The 19,931-nt window shown below is 72.5% G+C and carries 17 protein-coding genes and 1 pseudogene; 10 read left to right on the top strand and 8 right to left on the bottom strand.

Features of this window, described 5'->3' with window-relative positions; all coding sequences use genetic code 11:
- The first annotated feature begins 34 nt into the window (after positions 1-34).
- The 6 genes from HL652_RS16565 to HL652_RS16540 are packed head-to-tail and all read left to right on the top strand — an operon-like array spanning position 35 to position 7,278.
- Positions 35-1,297 (top strand): CaiB/BaiF CoA transferase family protein, encoded by a 1,263-nt coding sequence (locus HL652_RS16565; RefSeq protein WP_171706329.1) that lies wholly within the window; start codon positions 35-37, stop codon positions 1,295-1,297.
- Complete coding sequence (locus HL652_RS16560) at positions 1,294-2,526, top strand: type 2 periplasmic-binding domain-containing protein (RefSeq protein WP_171706328.1); 1,233 nt, start codon at positions 1,294-1,296, stop codon at positions 2,524-2,526. Before HL652_RS16565 ends, HL652_RS16560 begins: the two co-directional genes overlap by 4 nt.
- Positions 2,523-3,317 carry an enoyl-CoA hydratase/isomerase family protein gene (locus HL652_RS16555; protein ID WP_171706327.1) on the top strand — a complete coding sequence of 265 codons (795 nt, stop codon included), beginning with the start codon at positions 2,523-2,525 and terminating at the stop codon, positions 3,315-3,317. Before HL652_RS16560 ends, HL652_RS16555 begins: the two co-directional genes overlap by 4 nt.
- Positions 3,318-3,351: 34 nt before the next feature.
- Positions 3,352-4,572 (top strand): fumarylacetoacetate hydrolase family protein, encoded by a 1,221-nt coding sequence (locus HL652_RS16550; RefSeq protein ID WP_171706326.1) that lies wholly within the window; start codon positions 3,352-3,354, stop codon positions 4,570-4,572.
- On the top strand, positions 4,569-5,720 hold the full coding sequence (locus HL652_RS16545) for a LacI family DNA-binding transcriptional regulator (RefSeq protein ID WP_216603919.1): 1,152 nt from the start codon (positions 4,569-4,571) through the stop codon (positions 5,718-5,720). Before HL652_RS16550 ends, HL652_RS16545 begins: the two co-directional genes overlap by 4 nt.
- Before the next feature lie 34 nt (positions 5,721-5,754).
- Positions 5,755-7,278 (top strand): aldehyde dehydrogenase (NADP(+)), encoded by a 1,524-nt coding sequence (locus HL652_RS16540; protein ID WP_171706324.1) that lies wholly within the window; start codon positions 5,755-5,757, stop codon positions 7,276-7,278.
- Positions 7,279-7,384: 106 nt separating this feature from the next.
- On the opposite strand, the gene HL652_RS16535 is transcribed toward HL652_RS16540, so the two are convergent.
- The 5 genes from HL652_RS16535 to fdhD form a co-directional block, all read right to left on the bottom strand.
- Entirely contained in the window at positions 7,385-7,897 is a 513-nt protein-coding gene (locus HL652_RS16535; RefSeq protein ID WP_171706323.1) for a hypothetical protein, read from the bottom strand.
- A gap of 43 nt (positions 7,898-7,940) precedes the next feature.
- Complete coding sequence (locus HL652_RS16530) at positions 7,941-9,005, bottom strand: DMT family transporter (RefSeq protein ID WP_171706322.1); 1,065 nt, start codon at positions 9,003-9,005, stop codon at positions 7,941-7,943.
- Positions 9,002-9,628: a TetR/AcrR family transcriptional regulator gene (locus tag HL652_RS16525; protein ID WP_171706321.1), complete on the bottom strand. Its 627-nt coding sequence runs from the start codon at positions 9,626-9,628 to the stop codon at positions 9,002-9,004. Before HL652_RS16525 ends, HL652_RS16530 begins: the two co-directional genes overlap by 4 nt.
- Positions 9,629-9,702: 74 nt before the next feature.
- Entirely contained in the window at positions 9,703-12,009 is a 2,307-nt protein-coding gene (locus HL652_RS16520) for an FdhF/YdeP family oxidoreductase (RefSeq protein WP_171706320.1), read from the bottom strand.
- Positions 12,006-12,926, bottom strand: a complete 921-nt coding sequence (gene fdhD / locus HL652_RS16515; RefSeq protein WP_171706319.1) for a formate dehydrogenase accessory sulfurtransferase FdhD — start codon at positions 12,924-12,926, stop codon at positions 12,006-12,008. The genes HL652_RS16520 and fdhD overlap by 4 nt, the downstream gene beginning before the upstream one ends.
- A 123-nt stretch (positions 12,927-13,049) precedes the next feature.
- Between fdhD and HL652_RS16510 the strand changes: the two genes are divergently transcribed.
- From HL652_RS16510 to HL652_RS16500, 3 genes are read left to right on the top strand one after another with little or no spacing between them, the layout of a single operon-like run.
- Entirely contained in the window at positions 13,050-14,054 is a 1,005-nt protein-coding gene (locus HL652_RS16510) for an NTP transferase domain-containing protein (protein WP_171706318.1), read from the top strand.
- Positions 14,051-14,338, top strand: a complete 288-nt coding sequence (locus HL652_RS16505) for a DUF6457 domain-containing protein (RefSeq protein ID WP_171706317.1) — start codon at positions 14,051-14,053, stop codon at positions 14,336-14,338. Before HL652_RS16510 ends, HL652_RS16505 begins: the two co-directional genes overlap by 4 nt.
- Entirely contained in the window at positions 14,335-15,636 is a 1,302-nt protein-coding gene (locus HL652_RS16500) for a molybdopterin molybdotransferase MoeA (protein ID WP_171706316.1), read from the top strand. Before HL652_RS16505 ends, HL652_RS16500 begins: the two co-directional genes overlap by 4 nt.
- Positions 15,637-15,912: 276 nt before the next feature.
- Here HL652_RS16500 and HL652_RS16495 read toward each other — a convergent pair.
- Positions 15,913-16,485: pseudogene (locus tag HL652_RS16495) on the bottom strand (formylglycine-generating enzyme family protein); the annotation flags it as partial.
- Positions 16,482-18,173, bottom strand: coding sequence for an FAD-dependent oxidoreductase (locus HL652_RS16490; protein ID WP_171706315.1), 1,692 nt, complete (start codon positions 18,171-18,173; stop codon positions 16,482-16,484). The gene HL652_RS16490 and the pseudogene HL652_RS16495, both read right to left, overlap by 4 nt.
- On the opposite strand from HL652_RS16490, the gene HL652_RS16485 reads away from it, so the two are divergent.
- A complete protein-coding gene (locus HL652_RS16485; RefSeq protein WP_171706314.1) occupies positions 18,172-18,537 on the top strand; it encodes a UBP-type zinc finger domain-containing protein in 366 nt (121 codons plus the stop codon). The two genes, HL652_RS16490 and HL652_RS16485, sit on opposite strands and share 2 nt — an antisense overlap.
- A 63-nt stretch (positions 18,538-18,600) precedes the next feature.
- Here HL652_RS16485 and HL652_RS16480 read toward each other — a convergent pair whose 3' ends face one another.
- Entirely contained in the window at positions 18,601-19,923 is a 1,323-nt protein-coding gene (locus tag HL652_RS16480; RefSeq protein ID WP_171706313.1) for a HipA domain-containing protein, read from the bottom strand.
- Between the last annotated feature and the right edge of the window lie 8 nt (positions 19,924-19,931).

The raw sequence follows: 19,931 nt of genomic DNA, 5'->3' as shown, positions 1-19,931 counted from the left end.
ACGAATGTGCGGCATCGATCGATGAGGAACGACCATGACTGACTCCGGCGCGGACACCGCATCCGCAGCATCCGCACCCGAAGTGCTCTCGGGCATCCGGGTGCTGGACTGCTCCATCGCCATGGCAGGCCCGTTCGCGGCCCAGCGCTTGGGTGACCTCGGCGCCGACGTCATCAAGGTCGAGCCGCCCACCGGCGAGTGGCAGCGGCACGCGGCAGCGGGAGGGGCGACGGGCAACCGCATCAACGTCTCCTTCCTCTCGCTCAACCGCAACAAGCGCTCCATCGGGGTCGACCTCAAGTCGGCCGAGGGCAAGGAGATCCTCTACGAGCTGGTGAAGTCGGCCGACGTCTTCCTGCAGAACTACCGGCCCGGAGTCGCAGGACGCTTAGGCGTCGACTACGAGACGCTGCGCGAGATCAACCCGTCGCTCGTCTACGTCTCCATCTCGGGCTACGGCGAAGACGGCCCGTACCGCAACCGACCCGGTCAAGACCTCCTGCTGCAGGCTATGAGCGGCGCGATGCTCTCGGCGGGCACGGCGGGCAACCCGCCCACCCCGGCCGGACAGTACCTGGTCGACGCCGTCACCGCCTCGACCGCGTTCGAGGGCGTGCTCGCCGCGCTCTTCCACCGCGAGCGCACCGGGCAGGGGCAGCTCGTCTCGGTAAACATGCTCGACGCCATCACCACCCTGCAGATGCAGGAGCTCTCGGTGTTCACCGTGGGCGGGGTGGGGCAGCACCGCAGCGAGCAGCCGCACGCGCACGTCTACATCCGGGCGCCGTACGGCGCGTTCTCGACCGCCGACGGGTACCTCGCCCTCGCCATGCCCGACCTGCACACGCTCGGCGAGGTGATCGGCGAGCCGAGCTTCCTCGGCATGGACACCGAGACCGACAGCTGGGCGCACCGCGACGAGATCTACCGCAAGACCGCCGAGCGCCTCACCACCCGCACCACCGCGGAGTGGATGGAGGCCCTCGGCGCCGTGGGCATCTGGGCCGGGCCGGTCTACGGCTACCAAGACCTCGTCGACGACGAGCAGATCAAGCACAACGGCACCTTCATCGAGTACGAGCACCCCACCGAGGGTCTCGTCAAGACACCGGGCTTCCCCTACAAGCTCTCCGCGACGCCCGCCCGCATCGACCGCGGAGCGCCGCTCACGGGGGAGCACACGCGCGAGATCCTGGTCGAGCTCGGGTACGACGACGCACGCGTCGACGAACTCGCGGCCGCCGGCGCGGTGGCGGTGGAGGATGCGGTTCCCGAGCCCGCCGGGGAGCCGGCGTGAGCGGCTACCGCGGCATCACCTGGGACCACCCGCGCGGGCGCAACGCGCTGACCGCGGCGGCGGCCGGCGCTGGCGCGGCCGCAGCGTCGGGTGGCACGGCCACGAGCAGCGCCACCGCGGGGGTCCCCACCGCGGGAGCCGCCGTCTCCGCCGCCACCGCACCACCCCCCGTCGACCTCACCTGGAGCGCGCACTCGCTCGAGCACTTCGAGTCGCACCCCATCGACGAGCTCGCCCGCGCGTACGACCTCATCGTGCTCGACCACCCGCACCTGGGCGAGGCGCTCGAGCTGCACTCCTTGCAGCCGATGGATGCCGTGGTCGGCGCCGAGCGCATCGAACGCTGGTCGCGCGAGAGCGTCGGGCCCTCCTTCGACTCCTACTCGGCCGACGGCTACCAGTGGGCGCTCCCGCTCGACGCCGCCACGCAGGTCGCGGTGCACAAGCCGCGCCTGGTGCCCGCGGCGCCCGAGACCTGGGCCGAGGTCGAGGAGCTCTCCCGCCGCGCACCCGTCGCGCTCTCGCTCGCGGGCCCGCACGCCTTCCTCACCTTCGCGTCGCTCTGCGTGGCCTTCGGCGAGGAGGTGCCCGCGCATCCGGAGTTCGGATTCGTCTCGCGGGCCACCGCATCCGCCGTGCTCGAGACGATGAGGTCGATCGGCTCACGCATCCCCGCGGGGTCGGAGCTGCAGAACCCCATCGCGCTGCTCGAGCGCATGAGCGCCGGCGACGACATCGCCTACTGCCCGCTCGTCTACGGCTACGTGAACTACTCGGGTGCCGAGGTGCGATTCGCGGATGCTCCTTCCGTCACCCACGGGGGCCGCCGCGGCTCCACCATCGGCGGCACCGGGCTCGCCGTGAGCGCGCACGCCGAGGTGACGCCCGAGCTCGTGGCGCACATCGCGTGGCTGATGTCTCCCGAGGCGCAGCGGCGCTTCATCCCGCAGCACGACGGGCAGCCGTCGGCGCGCGCCGCCTGGACAGACCCAGCCGTCGATCGGGCCGCGAGCGGCTTCTACTCGGGCACGCTCGCCACGATCGAGCAGTCGTGGGTGCGGCCGCGGTACGCGGGGTACATCCCGTTCCAGAGCGAGGCGTCGGCGATCGTGCGGGGCGTCGTGCTCGGCGAGGTCGGCATCGACGAGGGGATCGACCGGCTCGAGGCGGCGTTCGCGGCGTCGGCTGCAGCATCCGTTTCCCCCATCAGAGAGAAGGTCACGCGATGAGCGACGTCATTCCCGAGCTCGGCACCGAGGAGATCACGGCCGAGCTCGACGAGCAGGTGCTCGTGGTCACCCTCAACCGGCCGCAGAAGCTCAACTCGGTGACGCAGGAGATGTCGGATGCGCTGGTCGTGCTCGCCGAGTGGGCGAACGACATCGACGCGGTGCGGGTGGTCGTGCTCACGGGCGCGGGGGAGCGGTCGTTCTGTGCGGGCTCCGACATCCGTCAGCTCGACAAGTACGCCACCCCGTGGGACTTCCGCAACCGCACCGACTACTGCGATGCGCTGCGTGAGCTGCGCAAGCCCGTGATCGCCGCGGTGAACGGGTACGCATTCGGTGGGGGGCTCGAGACGGCGATGACGTGCGACATCCGCATCGCGTCGACGACCGCCTCGTTCGCTGCGCCCGAGATCAAGCTCGGGTGGATCGGCGGCGGCGGCATGAGCACCTTCCTCGGCCACTCCATCGGGGCGAGCAACGCGGCGCTGATGCTGCTCACGGGAGACCCGATCGACGCGCAGCGAGCGCTCGGGTGGGGTCTCGTGTCGGAGCTCGTCGAGCCGGCCGAGCTGGTGCCGCGGGCCGTCGAGCTGGCCCGCGTGATCGCCTCTCGCCCGCCGATCGCCGCCGAGACCGCGAAGGCGAACCTGCGTGCGGCCTACAACCTGCCCCAGGATGCGGCGATCGCCTACGAACGCGACCTCCAGACCGTCACCTTCGCCACCGACGACGCCGCCGAGGGCCGCGCCGCCTTCGCCGAGAAGCGCCCCGGCGTGTTCAGGCGCCGCTGATGCGCGCCGCCACCCCGACCCACCAGGAGACAGCATGAGCACCATCGAGACCACGCCCAGCACCTGGGCGGGGACAGCCGAGCGGGCGCTGCCCGCCGACCGTTACGCCGGCGCGCTCGTGGGGCGGGCCTGGGTCCCCGAGGTCGAGGGGCCCTCGCCGGTGCTCGTCACCGAGGAGGGCGTATTCGACATCAGTGCGAGCTACTCCACCGTGGCGGCGCTCGCCGAGAGCGCCGATCCGGCGGCGGCGGCGCGCGAGGCTGCGGCAGCAGCATCCGCCACCCGGCTCGGCTCGTTCGACGAGCTCTACGCCAACACGCCCGCCGAGACCCGCGACCCGAAGCGGCCGTGGCTGCTCGCCCCCGTCGACCTGCAGACCCTCAAGGCCGCCGGCGTCACCTTCGCCGTCTCGATGATCGAGCGCGTGATCGAAGAACGCGTGCGCGGCGACATCGACGCGGCGGCACGGATGCGCGAGAGCATCCTCGCCGAGATCGGCACCGACCTGAGCGAGGTCAAGCCCGGCTCAGACGCCGCCGTCGCCCTGAAGCGCTACCTCGTCGAGCAGGGCCTCTGGAGCCAGTACCTCGAGGTGGGCATCGGTCCCGACGCCGAGATCTTCACCAAGGGCCCGACCCTCTCGGCGATGGGCCCCGCGGTGCAGGTGGGCGTGCTCTCCACCTCCTCGTGGAACAACCCCGAGCCCGAGGTGGCCCTGCTCGTCGACAGCACCGGCCGCATCGTCGGCGCCACCCTCGGCAACGACGTGAACCTGCGCGACGTCGAGGGCCGCTCGGCCCTGCTGCTGCCGAAGGCCAAAGACAACAACGCCTCCTGCGCGCTCGGCCCCCTCATCCGCCTGTTCGACGACGGCTTCGACCTCGACACGGTGCGACGGATGCGCGTGACACTCGAACTCGACGCAGGCGAGGGCGGAGACGGCTTCCACCTCGACGGCAGCTCGGAGATGGCGCAGATCAGCCGCGACCCGATCGACCTCGTGGGGCAGCTCGTCGGCCCGCAGCACCAGTACCCCGACGGCGCCGTTCTCATGCTCGGCACCATGTTCGCCCCCATCGTCGACCGCGACGAGCCCGATCGCGGCTTCACCCACAAGACCGGCGACATCGTGCGGATCTCGGCATCCGAACTGGGTAGTCTGGTCAATCAGGTCGAGCAGAGCGAGAGGTGCGAGCCATGGCGTTTCGGGATCCGCTCGCTGATGGCGAACCTCGCCAGGAGGCGACTGCTGTGAGCGCCGAGGGCGCGACGACCGCCCTCGCCCTCGATCGGGAATCCGACGCTCGGGAGTCCGACGTCGAGACGGATGCGGGGGCGGGCATCGTCGCCGAACCCGACGCCGCCGCGGTGGTCGCCACGCGCCCGTCGCGCCGCTCGACCAACACCGTCACGCTCGACGACGTGGCTCGCCACGCCCGCGTCTCGCCGCAAACCGTGTCGCGCTCCATCCGCACCCCCGAGCTGGTCTCGGAGTTCACCCTCGAGCGGGTGCGCAACTCCATCGCCGCCACCGGCTACGTGCCGAACCTCGCCGCCTCGAACCTCGCCTCCAACCGCAGCATGACGGTCGCGGCGATCATCCCCGCCATCTCGGCCTCGGTCTTCGCCGACGCCCTGCACGGCCTTGAAGAGGTGCTCTCGCCCGCGGGGTACCAGCTGTTCATCGGCTCCACCGACTACCGCCCGGGCCACGAGGAGGAGCTCGTGCGGGCCTTCCTCGGCCGCCGCCCCGACGGCATCTTCATCGTCGGCACCGACCACTCCCCGAACGCCACCCACCTGCTGCGCGAGTCGAAGGTGCCCGTGGTCGAGGCCTGGGACCTCTCCGACGACCCCATCGACAGCGTCGTCGGCTTCTCGAACAGCGAGTCGATCGCCGCCCTCGTGCGCTTCGCGGTGGAGCGCGGCTACCGGCACCCGACCTTCGCGGGTTCGTTCCAGACCGGCGACTTCCGCGCGCTCGCGCGGCGCACCTCGTTCGAGGAGACCGTGGCGAAGGAGTTCCCCGGCGAACCCGTGCGCGTCGTCGACTCGGGCACCGCCACCGTCGACTTCGAGACCGGCCGCAGGTTGCTGGACGAGACGCTCCGCGCGCATCCGGAGACCGACGTGCTCATGTTCGCGAGCGACGTGTTCGCCGCCGGCGCGGTGCTCGAGTGTGCGCGGCGGGGCATCTCGGTGCCCGGCGACATCGCGATCACCGGGTTCGGTGACTTCGAGATCGGGCGCCACCTCGTGCCCACGCTCACCACGGTGGCCGTGCCGAACCGCCAGATCGGCACCGTGGCGGGGGAGCTGCTGCTCGCCCGCATGACCCACCGCGCCGTCGACACCGCCGAGATCGACCTCGGCTACTCCGTGGTCGCGCGCGAGAGCGCCTGACCTGCCCCACCCCTCCACACGAAGGATGCACTCCATGCTCACCACCACAGATCCCCGCTCCGGTGTTAGCGCTGCCACCGATCTCGAGCCGACCACCGACGAGGGCGTCGACGAGATCGCCCGCTGGGCCGCCGCCGCTGCCCACGAACTGCAGGCCCGCGGGCGCGAGTTCCGCGCCCAGCTGCTCGACGCCATGGCCGCGGCCGTGCTCGAGGCGCGCGACGAGCTCGTCGCGGTCGCCGACTCCGAGACGGGTCTCGGCGTCGCGCGGCTCACCGGGGAGGCGGGGCGCAGCGCCTTCCAGTTCCAGCTGTTCGCCGAAGCCGTGCGTGAGGGGAGCTTCGTCGAGGCCGCGATCGACCACGCGGGCGACACTCCGCTCGGCCCTGGTCCGGATGTGCGGCGCATGCTGGTCTCGATCGGCCCGGTCGCCGTGTTCGGGTCGAGCAACTTCCCCTTCGCGTTCTCGGTGCTCGGCGGCGACACCGCCTCGGCCATCGCGGCGGGGTCGCCCGTGGTCGTGAAGGCGCACGGGTCGCATCCGCTCACCTCGAAGCTCTCGTTCGAGGTGCTGCAGCGCGCAGCGGCGGCGGTCGGGGCGCCGCGGGGGACGTTCGGCATCGTCTACGGGCAGCGGGCGGGGGTGGCGCTGGTGAAGCATCCGTCGATCAAGGCCGCCGGGTTCACGGGCTCGCTCGGCGCGGCCTCGGCGCTGCAGGCGGCGATCGACGAGCGGCCCGACCCCATCCCGTTCTTCGGGGAGCTGTCGAGCATCAACCCGCTGGTCATCACGCCGGGGGCCGCTGCCGCGCGCACGTCGGAGATCGCGAGCGGACTGTTCACGTCGTTCACCGGATCTGCCGGGCAGCTGTGCACGAAGCCCGGCATCGCGTTCGTGCCGTCGGGTGAGACGGGGGATGCGCTGGTCGAGCAGCTGAAGGGTCTCACGCGGGAGGCGGGGGCGCAGGTGCTGCTGAACGACCGCATCCGTGACTCGTTCGGCGAGATCTCGGCGCGGCTGGAGGCCGGCGGGGCACCGGTGGCGGCGCAGGGGTCGGCCGAGGTGCCCTCGGGTGCGGGTTCGGCCGACGGGTTCTTCGTGCCGCCGACACTGCTCGAGACGACGGCGGGGGCGCTCGACGAGACGCTCGCCGAGGAATGCTTCGGGCCGCTCGTGGTGGTGGCGCGGTACACCGAGCTCGAGGAGGTGCAGGAGGCGTTCGGGCGCATCCCGAAGTCGCTCACCGCGACCCTGCACGTCGAAGACGACGAGAGTGACCTGGTGTCGTCGCTCGCGCCGACCCTCGAGGCGAGCGCGGGGCGCATCGTGTTCAACGGGTTCCCCACCGGCGTGCGCGTGACGTGGGCGCAGCAGCACGGCGGCCCGTGGCCCTCGACCAACTCGCAGCACACCTCGGTGGGCGTCACGGCGGTGCGCCGCTTCCTGCGCCCGCTCGCCTGGCAGAACGCGCCCCAGTCGGCGCTCCCCGTCGAGCTCCGCGACGCCGACCCGGGCATCCCCCGCCGCATCGACGGGGTGCTCGTGCTCCCCGCGTAGCCCGCGGCGCCTCCTCCTCGCGACTCGCCAAAATCCGGCCCAACGCCGCGGATTCAGCCCGGATTTTGGCGACTCGCGAGGAGGAGGGCGAGGCGGGGCGGGCGGGTCAGCGTTCGGGGACTGTGGCTGCCCAGAGGGGGAGGGAGGCGGATGCTGCGCCGGGGGTCGAGACTGTGACGGTGATGATGGTCTGGCCGGTGCGGAAATTCCACTCGGGGGAGGCGCTCTGCGACTCGACGGTGGCCGTGAACGAGATGCTCGCGCCGTCGGCGAGCGGGGTGAGGGTCTGCAGAATCGCCGTGGCCCCGTCGATCGTCATCGACCATCCGGTGACCGACGGGAAGTCGGCGATGAAGATTCCCGACGCGGGCGCCTGGTAGGGCATCGACACGCTGACCACACCCTGCGTCGCACGCCCGGTGTTGTTCGTGACGGTGAACTCGACAGCCCGGCGGAGCGAGGTGCCGCGATAGATGATGACCGACCCCGGGTTCGCCGCGACGCCGAGGGCGATGGTGGGGCCGGTGCTCGCCGCAGCAAGAGGCGCGGCTGCTGCTGCGACGATGACGGGGGCGGCCCAGGCGGTGCCGATGATGGTTCTGCGGGTGAGGTCGCTCATGCGGGGACGGGCCGTTCTGCGAAGGGGTGGGGTCTCCTCGACGCTAACCGAGCACCGGGTCGGCCGTGATCCCCCGACGGGTGGATGCGGGGGTGTTCGTCGGGGCGACCGACAGGAGTACGAGCACGAGGGCGATCACGCCGAGGCCGGCCCAGCCGACGGCGTTCAGCTGCTCGCCGACGACGAGCACCGCGAGCACGGCCGCCACCGCGGGCTCGGTGAGGGTGACGGTGGTGGCGGTGCTGGCCGAGACGCGGGTGAGGCCAAAGCCGAACAGCAGGTAGCCCAGGAACATCGGCACCAGCGCCATGTACGCCGCCACCGCGAAGGCCTGCGGCGTGGCGACCAGCGGGGCGCCGGTGATGAGCAGCACGGGCATGAGCAGGAGGCCGCCCGCGCCGAAGACCGAGCCCATCGAGGCGGCACGTCCGATGCCGTCGTCGATGAGGCGGCGCGCGACCCAGGAGTAGATCGCGTAGGTGATGCCCGCCACGAGACCCAACAGGATGCCGAGCGGCACAGCACCGCCACCGCCCGCGAGTCCGGCAGCGGCGTCAGCGGCGGCGCCGGCGCTCGCCGCCGTGGCGCCCGCGCCCACGGTAGCCGTCACCCCGGCGGCGCCCGCGCCCGCGCCGACGCCCGCTCCCGCGCCGACGACCGCACCCGCGCCCGCTTCGAGCTTCGACACGCTGAGCAGCACGCAGCCGACGACCCCGAGGCCGGCGGCGAGCATCCACCAGCGGCTGAGGGGGAGGCGGTCGACGATGCGCTCGAGCACCCCCGACGCGAGGGGCGCCGACGCGAGCGACACCACCGAGCCCACCGCCACACCCGCGAGGCGCATCGAGCTGTAGAAGGCGAGCGGGTACACCGCGACGGCGACCGCTCCGAGCAGCACCAGGGGGAGACGGATGCGCAGGGCCGGCCACGCCGCCCGCAACGCAGGCACGGCGATCGCCGCCTGCAGCAGGCCGCCGATACCCAGAGCGGCGGCGCCGATGGCGAGCGGCCCGACCCCCGGTGCGAAGGTCGCCGCCGTTCCCGTCGTTCCCCACAGCAGCGACGCGATGCCGATGAGCCCGATGCCGACGAGCCGCCCGCGCTTCACAGGGCGTCGAGCAGGTCGACGGCCAGGGCGCGCGCGTGCTCGAGGCGGAGCGTGCCGCCCTCCAGCCCGGCACGGCTCATCGAGCCCTCGAGCAGGAACGAGAGGTGCTCGGCCAGGCGGTCGGCCGCAGCCGACGTCGAGGACGAGGACGAGGCCGCAACCCCGGCCGCATCCGCCCCTGAACCCGAGGCCACGAGCTCGACCAGCGGCTCCCGCACCAGCCCCTCCACCTGCTCCTTGTGCCGCCGCACCGCATCCCGCCCGGCCGCCCCCGCCGGCAGCTCGGCCGCGGCGTTCAGCAGCCCGCACCCGCGGAACCCGCGCGCGTACTCGAACCGCGCGTGGTCGATGTACGCGTCGAACACCGCGAGCACCCGCTCCCGCGGAGTCCCGGCCTCGGCGAGCCGCGCCCGGTACAGCCCGAGCCACTCCTCGTGCCGCGCCTCGATGTACGCCAGCATCAGCTCGTCCTTCGACGCGAAGTTGTTGTACAGGCTCTGCTTGGCCACCCCGGCCGCCGCCGTGATCGTGTCGATCCCCGTGGCCGTCATCCCCTCCTCGTAGAACAGCCGCGACGCGGCGTCGAGCAGACGCGTTCGAGCGGATGCGGTACCAGCGACCATGAGTGACCTCCCGTTAGGTAGACCAGTCTACCTAGAAGGTGGGGCGCCAGGACCAACCCGAACGGCGAATGTCCTCAGCCCGCAGCAGCCTCCAACCGCACCACGATCGCCTTCGACACGGGCGTGTTGCTGCGCTCCGCCGTCGAGTCGAGCGGCACGAGCACGTTCGCCTCGGGGAAGTAGGCGGCCGCGCATCCGCGCGCTGTGGGGTACGACACCACGCGAAAGCCGCGCAGCGAGCGGTCGGGCTGCCCCGGCCACTCGCTGAACACGTCGACGAGCTGCCCGTCGGCGAGACCGAGCGACGCGAGGTCGTCGGGGTTCACGAACACGACGTTGCGGCCCTTCTTGATGCCCCGGTACCGGTCGTTCAGGCTGTAGATCGTGGTGTTGAACTGGTCGTGCGAGCGCAGGGTCTGCAGCAGCAGGCGCCCCGGCGGGCACACCAGCGGCTCGAGCTCGTTCACCGTGAGCAGCGCCTTGCCCACCGCGTTCGTGAAGGTGCGCGAGTCGCGCGGCCCGTTGGGCAGCACGAACCCCTCCTTGCGGCGGATCTTCTCGTTGTACCCCTCGCACCCGGGCACCACGCGCGCGATGTGCTCGCGCAGCAGGTCGTAGTCGTCTTCGAAGCCCGCCCAGTCGATGCCCGCGCCCGAGGCGGGCGCCGACCCGAGCGTCGCCCGCGCCATCCGCGACACGATCGCCACCTCCGAGAGCAGCCCGTCGGCGACGGGAGGGATGCGCCCGTGCGACGCGTGCACGGCGCACACCGAGTCCTCCACACTCACGATCTGGGGCCCGGATGCGCGCAGATCGATCTCCGTGCGCCCGAGCGTCGGCAGGATGATGGCCTCCGCACCCGTCACCGCGTGCGAGCGGTTGAGCTTGGTCGAGATCTGCACCGTCATGCCCGTGCCGCGCATCGCGGCCTCGGCCGCCGCCGTGTCGGAGATGGCGCCCACGAAGTTGCCGCCGAGCGAGACCCAGGTCGAGATCTCGCCGCGTTGCATCGCCCGGATGCCGTCCACCGCATCCACCCCGACCTCCCGAGGCATCGGCAGGCCGAACTCGCGCTCCATCGCGTCGAGGAAGGCGGGAGGCATCCGTTCCCAGATACCCATGGTGCGGTCGCCCTGCACGTTGCTGTGCCCGCGCACCGGCGAGGCGCCCGCGCCCGGCTTGCCGATATTGCCGCGGAGGAGGAGCAGGTTGACGATCTCCTTGATCGCCGCCACGGCCTTCTTGTGCTGAGTGACACCCATGGCCCAGGTGATGATGGTGGCGTTCGAGCGGATGTACCGGTCGGCGAGTTCGTCGATCTCGCCGGAGCTGAGCCCGGTCGCCTCGAGCACCTCGGCCTCGTCGAGCTCGGCGAGGTGCGCGGCCAGCGCGTCGAAGCCGAGGGTGTGCTCGTCGAGGAAGGCGCGGTCGAGCACGGTGCCGGGCGCGGCGGCCTCCGCCGCCAGCACCCGCTTCGACAGCGCCTGGAGCAGCGCCATGTCGCCGCCCAACCGGATCTGCAGGAACTGGTCGGAGATGACCGTGCCCTTCCCGAGCATCCCGCGCACCGACTGCGGGTTCTTGTAGCGCTCGAGTGCGGCCTCGGGCAGCGGGTTCACCGACACGATGGTGGCTCCGGCCTTCTTCGCGTCTTCGAGGGCGGTGAGCATGCGCGGATGGTTCGTGCCCGGGTTCTGGCCCATCACGATGATGAGCTCGGCCTTCTCGAAGTCGTCGTACGACACCGTCGACTTGCCGATGCCGATGGTCTCGCTGAGCGCGGTGCCGGTCGACTCGTGGCACATGTTCGAGCAGTCGGGCAGGTTGTTCGTGCCGAAGGCGCGCACGAAGAGCTGGTAGGCGAAGGCCGCCTCGTTCGAGGCGCGTCCGCTGGTGTAGAAGGCGGCGCGGTTCGGCGAGTCGAGGGCGTTGAGGTTCGCGCCGATGCGCTCGAAAGCCTCGTCCCAACTGATCGGGCGGTAGTGGTCGGAGTCGGCGGGCTTGTAGACGGGCTCGGTGAGGCGGCCCTGCATGCCGAGCCAGTACTCCGACTTCTCGGCCAGCTCGGTGAGCGAGTGCTCGGCCCAGAAGGTCGACGGCACGGTGACGGGGGTGGCCTCCCAGATCACGGCCTTGGCGCCGTTCTCGCAGAACTCGAGCTTCTTGCGGTCGTCGGGGTCGGGCCAGGCGCAGCTCATGCAGTCGAAGCCGCCCTGCTGGTTGATCGAGGTCATGAGCTCGAGGGTGCGGCGCGGGCCGAGCTGGCGGAGGGCGGGCTCCATCGAGTGCACGACGCCGGGGAGGCCGACCGCGTAGTGCTTCGGATGCGAGACCTCGATGCCGTCGTCGGTCACGTCGTCGACGGGGGGCTTGGTGGTCATCGGGGTGCTCCGGTCTGGGAGAGGGCGGGGTGGGGTGCCTGCGCCGCGGCAGGTTCGTGTTCTGGCTCGAGCCGGCGGTCGGCGTCGGAGGAACGGATGCGCTCCGCACCGCTGTAGACCACCATGGAATCCCCGCGAAGGAACCCGACGAGCGTCATGCCGAGCTCGGAGGCGAGCTCGGCCGCGAGCGACGACGGCGCCGACACGGCGGCCAGCATCGGGATGCCGGCCATCGACGCCTTCTGGGTGAGCTCGAAGCTCGCGCGCCCGGAGACCATGAGCACGGTGTGGCGCAGGGGGAGCAGGTTCTCCTTCACCGCCCATCCGATCACCTTGTCGACGGCGTTGTGGCGGCCCACGTCTTCGCGCAGCACGAGCAGATCGCCGGTGAGCGCGTCGAACAGGGCGGCGGCGTGCAGGCCTCCGGTCTTCTCGAACACGGCCTGCTGCTCGCGGAGTCGGTGGGGGAAGGTCACGAGCAGGGCGGCATCGAGCTCGAACGTGTCGCCGCCCACCTCGTAGTGTGAGAGGGTGCGCACGGCGTCGATGCTCGCCTTGCCGCAGATTCCGCACGAGCTCGTGGTGAAGAAGTTGCGCTCGAGACTCGGGTCGGGCGCGGCGACGCCCGGGGCGAGCGTGACGTCGAGCACGTTGTAGGTGTTGAGGCCCTCGTCGGTGGCGCCGGCGCAGTAGCGGGCGGCCGTGAAGTCGTCGCCGTGCCGGATGACGCCCTCCGACACCAGGAACCCCGCGGCCAGATCGACGTCGTGCCCGGGCGTGCGCATCGTGATGGCGAGGGAGCGACCGCCCACCCTGATCTCGAGCGGTTCCTCGGCGGCGAGCACGTCTTCGCGCCGCTGGCGGGCGCCGCCCACGGTGATGCGGGTGACCCGGCGGCGGGCGGTGATTCTGGCCATCGTTCAGGGGTATCACGCGGTGCTGTGGGTATCAAGGTGGCCGCATACCTGCTTCGGTGTACGCGATACGTGCTGGGTGCCAAGGGTGGTTCGGCGCCGCGACGACGAGCCTAGGGTGGAGGGATGCACGTCGACGTGATCGTCTTGGCCGGGGGTCGCTCCTCGCGCGTCGACGGCGTCGCGAAGGCGTCGCTCGTCGTGGGTGGCGCGACCCTGCTGCAGCGGGCGGTGGTGGCGGGCCTCGGCGCGATCGCTGTCGGCGCCGCGGGCGCCGCACCCGGCGTGGGCGCCGAGCCCGGCGGGGGCGGGCGGCTCGTCGTTGTCGGGCCCGACGACGAGACCACCGCGCTCGGCGACGTCCTCCGCGACCCGCGCCTGGCGGGCGGGATGCTGCTGCGCGCTCGAGAGACGCCGCCCTTCGGTGGGCCCGCGGCGGCGATCGCCGCGGGGCTCGCGGCCCTTCGGCGCTCGCCGGAGCCGACGCCCGGGAGGGGAACTGCGGTGGGCCCGTTCGTCGCGGTGATCGCCTGCGACCACCCCCGCGTTGAACACGCGCTTCCCCTCGTGCTGGCGGCACTGCGAGATCGTGCCGAGGAGTCGATCGATGCGTGGATGGCCCAAGGGGAAGACCCACCACCCCTCGCATTGGTCGCGCAAAATGCTCGAATAACGCACGATGAGAGCACTTTGCGCGACCAACACCAGGGGCGGCTCCAGCCTCTCCTCGCGGTCTACCGTCGTGCCTCACTTGACCGGCGTGTGAACGCCCTCCGGCGCGAGCGCCCTGGGGGTCTCGACGGCGCGTCGGTGCGCCAGCTCATCGACGGGCTGGCGCTCCTCCCCGTGCGGGTGCCGACCGCGGACACCGCCGACATCGACACCTGGGCCGACGCCGCCCGCTTCGGCGCGCAGCCGCCCACCGCATCCGATGCCGCACGGCCCGAGGTGGAGCCGCCCACCGCATCTGATGCGGCTCGCTTCGGCGCGCAGCCGCCCACCGCGTCCGACGCGGCCCGGCCCGGGGTGGAGCGGCCGACCGCATCGGCCGCCGCCCGCTTCGCCGCGCAGCCAACCACCGCATCCGACGCCGTTCTCCAGCGCCCGACGACCATCGGAGGATCATCATGACGAACCCCACCGACGACACCGCGGCCGAGCTCGCGGAGTGGGCCGCGCTCGCCGGCGAGGAGCTCGAGATCAGCGGGTTCACGCCCGACGTCGCCGCCGTGCTCGAGCTCGCGGGCGTCGCGGCGCACGCGGTGCGGCGGCCGGCCGCGCCGGTCACCACCTACCTGCTGGGGATCGCCGTCGGGCGGGCGATGGCGGCGGGTGACGATCCCGTCGAGGCGGCGGCGCGTGCCTCGGCGGCGCTCTCCGCGCTGGCGGAGAGGTACGGCGGTCGGCAGCCGTGACGAGAACCCGCCCCGCCGCGCCGGAGGCACCCGACGACCAGAAGCGCGCGACCTGGCACGAGGCACGTCGGCTCGCCCACGAGGCGGGTGCCTGCTCGGCAGCGGCCCGAGGCCCCGACGCGCGGGAGGAGGTGCCTCTCGCCCAAGCGCTCACGAGGGTCGCGGCACTCGACGTCGTCGCGCCCACGCCCCTCCCGCACTTCGCCTCCTCCGCCATGGACGGCTGGGCCGTTGCCGGGCCCGGCCCTTGGCGGCTGCACCCGAGCGCCGCAGCGGCGAGTTCGTCGAAGCTGGCGGCAGGCGAGGCCGTCGACATCGTCACCGGCGCCCTCCTCCCCGAAGGGTGCGACGCGGTTCTCCGCAGTGAGAACGGCGAGGTGCGGATGCTCGACCACGCGCACCCCGTGCTCCACCGCGCCCCGTGGTGCCCCGACGACGAGCCCCGCCCGGGGCAGCACGTGCGGGCGGCGGGAGCCGAGGCATCCGTCGGCGACGTGCTGATCACCCGCGGCAGCACTCTCGGGCCCGTGCACCTCGCCGTCGCGGCGGGCGCCGGATGCGACGTGCTCAGCGTCAGGCGCCCGCCCACCGTCGCCCTCGCCCTCACCGGTGACGAGGTCGTGACGGAAGGGTTACCCCTCCCCGGCCAGGTGCGGGACAGCTTCGGGCCGTCTCTTCCCGGTGTCGTGGCGGCCCTGGGCGGGAGGGTGGTCGCCGCGGATCGCATCGGGGACAGCGCGGCCGCGACGGCCGGGGCCCTCGGCCTGAACGTCCGCACGCCCGTCGACGGGAACTCGTTCGAGCCGCAGCCCGACATCGTGGTCACCACGGGCGGCACGGGCTCGTCGACCGCCGACCACGTGCGCGCGGTGCTGCGCGAGGCCGGGGCCGAGGTCGTGGTCGACGGAATTGACGTGAGGCCGGGCGGCCCGGCGTTCCTGGCCCGCATGCCTGACGCGCGCTGGGTCGTGGGGCTCCCCGGGAACCCGCTCGCGGCGCTGCTCAGCTGCATCACCCTTCTGCAGCCCCTGGTGGCGGGGATGCTCGAACTGCCGCTTCCCACGCTCCGCGCGGTCGAACTCGGCGCGCCTGTCGACCCGGCCCGCGCACACACGCTGCTGCGCCCCTTCACCACCCGCCCCGACCCCGCGCGACCCGGAGGAGAGCTCGCGTTCCCGACCCCGTGGCACGGCGCCGCCATGCTCCGCGGGCTCGCCGATGCCGTCGGCGTGCTCGTGGTGCCGGGCGCGGGCGCCGAGGCGGGTCAGCTCGTGCCCTGCGTTCCCGTGCCCTGGTAGCTCGTCGACCAGCCCTCTACTCCAGAGGGGTCCACCCCACGGGCAGCGGGAACACCGCCCTGGCGCGCCTCCTGTCTTCGGCCTCCGACCACCCCTGGCCGCCGTCGGGCGCGCCACCCGGGCCGACACCCGGCCCGGCGCCACCTGGCCCAGAGCCACCCGGCCCGGCGCCACCCGGCCCGGCGCGGCAACAGCCCCCGGCGCGGCCACAGCCCCCCGTGCGACCCGGAACCCCACGTCCTCCACCCGCGCGTCGGGCGCGTTGCCGCGGCGCACCCCGACGCGGCAGCTCCACGCCGGGTCGGCCCAGCCGCCGCCCTTCAGCACGCGGTAGTCGCCGTAGCGGGCGGGGTCGAGGCGGTCCCAGCACCACTCCCAGACGTTCCCGAGGGTGTCGAAGAGCCCGAACGCGTTGGGCTGCTTGAGCCCCGACGGCTGGGGGCCGGAGACGTGATCGGCGGCGCTCCACGCGATCTCGTCGAGCGCTCCGTACCGCGGCCCGCCGGTGGCGCCCCTGCTGCCGTGCACCCACTCGGCTTCGGTGGGCAGCCGGTACCCGTCGGCGGCGGGATTCCACGTCACGCCCTCCGCCGAGATCGCGTACGCCGGCCGCAGCCCCGCGTGCTGCGACGCGACGATGCACCACTCCACCGCCTCCCGCCAGCTCACGCCCACGGCGGGCAGCAGTCCCTCCGTCGAGGTCTCCGTGAAGGCGCGCCCCGCCGCGAACTCGTCGGCCGTGACGGTCGTCGTGCCCAGCTCGAACCCTTGCAGCGTGACCGTGCGTGCGGAGTCGCGGCGCGCATCCGTCAGCGTCACGTCACCGCCCGGCACACGAACCGTCCTCATCCGCCGATCGCCTGGTGCACCGAGCGCACGGCGCTCGCGCCCTCGCCCACGGCGGCGGCGACGCGCTTCATCGAGCCGGCGCGCACGTCGCCCGCGGCGAACACCGCGGGAACGCTGGTCTCGAAGGCGAGCGGCGCCCGGCCGAGGATGCCGTAGGCCGCAGGCCACTCCGACTCGTCGCGGCCGAGCAGACCGTCGGTGAGCACGAAACCGGGCTCGTCGGTGAGCAGCTGGTCGCCGAGCCAGGCGGTCGAGGGGGCCGCGCCGATGAAGCAGAACAGTCCGCGGCAGTCGTGGTCGACGGATGCTCCGGTCACCCGGTCGGTGAGCGTCACGCCCGCGAGTTGCACTCCCGAGGCGTCGCCGTGCAGCGCGGTGACCTCGGTGCCGGTGCGGATCGTGACCCGGCGGTGGGCCTTCAGCCGGTCGACCAGGTAGGCCGACATGGTGGCTTCGAGTTCTTCGCGGCGGGCCGCGATGGTGACCGAGGCGCCTCGCTCGGCGAGGAAGAGCGCGGCCTGGCCGGAGGAGTTGGCGCCCCCGACCACGGTCACCTCGCTGCGTCCGCACGCCTTCGCCTCGAGTTCGGTGGCGGCGTAGTAGATGCCGGCGCCCTCGAAGCGCGACCAGTCGGGCAGCGGAAGCGTGCGGTACTGGGCGCCGGTCGCGATCACCACGGCCCGAGCTCGCACCACCTCGTCGTCGTCGAGCGTGAGCTCGAGTGGACCGCAGCGCGTGTCGAGCCGCACCACCTTGCACGGGCTGTACAGGCGGGCACCGAACTTCTCGGCCTGCACCATCGCGCGCCCGGTGAGCTCGGCGCCGCTGAGGCCCGAAGGGAAGCCGAGGTAGTTCTCGATGCGCGAGCTCGAGGCGGCCTGCCCGCCGGTGGCGATGGCCTCGAGCAGCACGGTGGCGAGACCCTCCGAGGCGCCGTACATGGCGGCGGCGAGGCCGGCGGGGCCGGCTCCGATGACGGCGAGGTCGAGCATCCGTCCCGATGAGCCTCGGGGCACCGAGAGCCCGACGTTCTCGGCGAGCACGCCGGGTGTGGCGTTCTTCAGCACGGCGTCGGGGAGGATGACGGCGGGCAGGTCGTCGGCCGTGAGCCCGGCGGCCCGCAGCAGCGAGTGGCCGTCGACGCTGTCGCAGTCGAACCAGGCGTGCGCGAGCTGCTGCCGTGCGGCGAAGGTGCGGAGGGCGAGGGCGCGGGAGGAGTAGGCGCTGCCGATGATCTCGATGCCCCGGGCGCCGGCGCTGCGCTGCAGCTTGCTGCGGCGGGCGATGAAGGCGCGCAGCAGCAGGTCGGAGAGGTCGGGTTCGTCGGCCATCATGCGGCGGAAGGCATCCTGCGACACCACCACCATCTCGCCGGCCTCGGCGACGCGGGCGTCGAAGAACACCCGCTGCCCGGTGAGCAGGTTGAGCTCGCCGAGGAAGTCGTGGGCCTCGAAGCGGGCGAGCACCTCCTCGGGGGTGTCGAGCGTGGCGGCCTGCACCAGATCGACCGAGCCGGAGCGGATGACGATGAGGTCGGGAGCTGCCTGCCCTGCCGCGAACAGCACCTCGCCCACCTCGCGCGGCGCCGAGTCGCCGTAGCCGGCGAGACGCTCGAACTGCTCCGGCGTGAGCTCGGGGTGCGAGGCGCGCACCAGCTCGTTCCATTCCCGCGTCGCGGCGTCGTCCATGACGTACGATTTTACCGTGACAGCCCTTCGCGGAATCGACCCCCAGGCCACCCCGAGCGGCCCCGGCTGTGCCGACTGCGACCCGGAGCACGGCTGGTGGTTCCACCTCCGCCGCTGCGCCCAGTGCGGACACATCGGATGCTGTGACTCCTCACCCTCGCAGCACGCCACCGCGCACTTCACCGAGACCGGCCACCCCCTCATCCAGAGCTACGAACCGGGCGAAGACTGGTTCTGGGACTACGAGACCGCCTCCGAGGCGGAGGGCCCCCACCTCGCCGCCCCCACCCACCACCCCCTCGACCAGCCCGCCCCCGGCCCCCGCGGCCACGTCCCCGCCAACTGGCAGTCCCTCCTCCACTGACCCGCGCGCCCGCGGCACCTCGCTCCCTGCGCGGCTCAGCCGACGCGGCGCGCGTAATCGGCCTCACGCGCCGCGGCGCAGGGCGGCGTCGGCCTGGCGGGCGCGGAGGGGCATCCAGCGGATGAAGCGCTCGACGGTGGAGGTGCGCACTCGCGGGGGCACATGCTCCGCGGCCTCGGCGACGAGGCGCGGGAGGGCGTCGCAGGAGGCTCGTGCCTCGGCGATGAGGTCGGTGGAGCGGAGGCCGCAGCGCCGGGCGATGGCGCCGATCTCGAAGCCGCCGATGCGGCCGGCCCGGGCTGAGGCGCCGTAGCGCATCGCGAGGGTGCAGCGGGCCGCGCGCTCGGCGACGGTGTCGTGGTCGAGCCCGTCGGGACCGAGGTAGGGGATGGCCGACGACGCGTCGTAGAGCGGCGTGAGCCGCAGGCCGTCGGGGTCGACGAACACCGCGTGGTTCTTGGCGTGGGCGTCGGTGTTCAGCATGATCCATGAGAACACCAGTACCCGCGCGAACCTGCGGAGCGTGCCCTCCTCCGGGTGCTGCACGCCGCGCGCGAGGCACGCGATGATCGAGTCGATCGACGGCCCGCCCTGCACCTCGTACTTGTACAGGCGCGACGCCCCGAGCGCCTGAACCATGTCCTCCTGGTGCAGCCGCACCGCGCTCGGGCCCGCCTGCACGCGGTCGAACCGCTCGACGACGAGCGCGTGCGTGTCGCCGAACTCGAGCAGCTCGACGGGCGCCGTGGGCAACCCGAGCCCGGCCGCGGCCCGCATGGTCATGAACTCGACGACCTCGCCGTCGGGCACCGAGTGCACGGTCGGCTTGAACAGGTGGGTGGAGGGGTCGGAGCCGGAGGCCTCGAACCACCGACCGTCGTGCAACGCGAGCGAGAACTTGGTCTGGGCGCCGCTCAGCGAGAACTGGCCGTCGGCGGCCCGGCTGTCGTCGTGCCAGGCCGTCGCGTCGGCCCTGCATCGACGGATGCGCGCCGCGATCGCCGCCTCGTCGAGCGGTGTGCGGCTGCCCGAGTCGTCATCTCCGTCTCCACGGAACCACGCGGCACCGGCGACGTCTCGCCCGAAGTGCACCAGCAGGTCGAACGGGTCGGCGCCCGTCACGCCGACCGTCGAACCCCACCGCCGTCGCACACGGGGATCGTCGGGCAGCAGGTTGTCGACGAAGTTCTCAACGGCGGGCCCCCGGTGAACCCGCTGGGTGGGAGGCAGCGACGTCGACACCGCCATGCCGCGCAGGGCGAGGTCGGCGGTCTCGTCGTACTCGAGACTCAACCCCGTTCGGCGAGACCTCCGCAGCACGGCGACCCGCTGACCGTGCAAGCGCACGTGCAGAAGATCCCGCGGCACACGGGCGATATCGAGCATTGCTCGAT

It is taken from the genome of Herbiconiux sp. SALV-R1 (assembly GCF_013113715.1).
GTDB lineage: Bacteria > Actinomycetota > Actinomycetes > Actinomycetales > Microbacteriaceae > Herbiconiux.
Note: the sequence above shows the minus strand (reverse complement) of the source record. Positions and strands in the feature narration are given on the sequence as shown.